Origin of the sequence: Mycobacterium sp. E183, assembly GCF_001667735.1 — a bacterium.
GTDB lineage: Bacteria > Actinomycetota > Actinomycetes > Mycobacteriales > Mycobacteriaceae > Mycobacterium.
In genome coordinates this window covers 1-1709 of sequence record NZ_LZJN01000203.1, presented here as the reverse complement: position 1 = coordinate 1709, position 1709 = coordinate 1, and the positions used below count along the sequence as shown (strand labels likewise).

1 protein-coding gene is annotated in these 1709 nt (G+C 67.6%); it reads left to right on the top strand.

Going from position 1 to position 1709, the window contains the following annotated elements; genetic code table 11:
* Positions 1–1709: amino acid adenylation domain-containing protein (locus tag A5691_RS24645; protein ID WP_156734818.1), on the top strand; the 1709-nt coding region annotated here is incomplete at both ends.

Sequence of the window (1709 nt, the reverse complement as noted above, 5' to 3'; positions counted from 1 at the left end):
CAGGCCGCGTTGGCGGTGGTGTTGGGGAAGTTGGGGGCGACTTCGGATGTGGCGGTGGGCTTTCCGATCGCCGGGCGACGTGATCCCGCGCTTGATGAGTTGGTCGGATTTTTCGTCAACACGCTGGTGTTGCGCACCGATCTGAGCGGTAATCCCACGGTTGCGCAGTTGTTGGGTCAGGTGCAACAGCGCAGCCTGGCCGCCTATGAGCACCAGGATGTGCCTTTCGAAGTCCTCGTCGAACGGCTGCACCCCACTCGCAGCCTGACCCACCACCCCCTGATCCAAGTCGTCTTGGCCTGGCAGAACGAAGAATTCGCGGACGTGCAGCTGGGCGATCTGAAAGTAACGCCGTTGCCCACCGACACCCGCAGCGCCCGAATGGATCTGGTGTTCTCGCTGGCCGAGCGCTGGACCGAGGACGGGCAGCCCGCCGGCATCGGGGGGGCGGTGGAGTTCCGCACCGACGTGTACAACACCGCCCGCGTCGAGGCCCTGGCCGCGCAACTGCACGACGTGTTGGTCACCATGACCGCCGACTCCGCGCGGCGTATCTCGTCGATCGAGGTGCTGGATGAGGCCGAGCGTGCGCGTCTTGAGGTGATCGGTAATCGGGCGGTGTTGAGCGGGCCGGTGCCGGTGGCGGTGTCGATTCCGGAGCTGTTCTCCGCGCAGGTGGATCGTGCGCCGGAGGCGGTGGCGGTCAGTTGTGGGGGCGGGTCGTGGACGTATGGCGAGTTGGACGAGGCGTCGAATCGGTTGGCGCGCTTGTTGGTTGAGTATGGTGCCGGTCCGGGGGAGTGTGTGGGGCTGTTGGCCGAGCGCTCGGCCCGGGCCGTGGTGGCGATTTTGGCCGTGCTCAAGACCGGCGCGGCCTACCTGCCCATCGACCCGGCACTGCCGGCGGCCCGCATCGAGTTCATGCTCACCGACGCCGCGCCGATCGCCGCCGTCACCACCGCGGGCGTGCGCTCGAGGCTCGACGGATCAGGCGTGGCGGTCATCGATCTCGACACGGCCGCCGTCGCGGGCCAGTGCGCCGACCCGCTGCCCGCCCCGTCGTCGGCGAACGTCGCGTACATCATCTACACCTCGGGGACCACCGGTACGCCGAAGGGCGTGGCCGTCACCCATCACAACGTCACCCAGTTGCTGGAGTCGGTGCACGACGAGCGGGCGCTGGGCCGGGTGTGGTCGCAGTGTCACTCGTTGGCCTTCGACTTCTCGGTGTGGGAGGTCTTCGGGTCGCTGTTGCATGGCGGCCGGTTGGTGATCGTGCCCGACGCGGTGGTCCGCTCACCAGAAGACCTGCGCACCATGCTGATTCGCGAGCAGGTCAACGTGCTGAGCCAGACACCGTCGGCGTTCTACGCCCTCTCACCCGAGTTGGCCCGGGAGGGGAAGCTGCGGACCGTGGTGTTCGGCGGCGAGGCGCTTGAACCGCACCGGCTGGGCAAGTGGTTGAACGGTTACCCGCGGTCGCCGCGCCTGATCAACATGTATGGCATCACCGAGACCACGGTGCACGCCTCGTTCCGGGAGATCGTCGCGAGCGACGTCGACACCAACGCCAGCCCGATCGGCGCGCCGCTGGCCCACCTGAGCTTCCTCGTCCTCGACGACTGCCTGAACCCGGTGCCGGTGGGTGTGGTCGGTGAGTTGTATGTGGCGGGTCGGGGTGTGGCGTGTGGGTATGCGGGTCGGTCGGG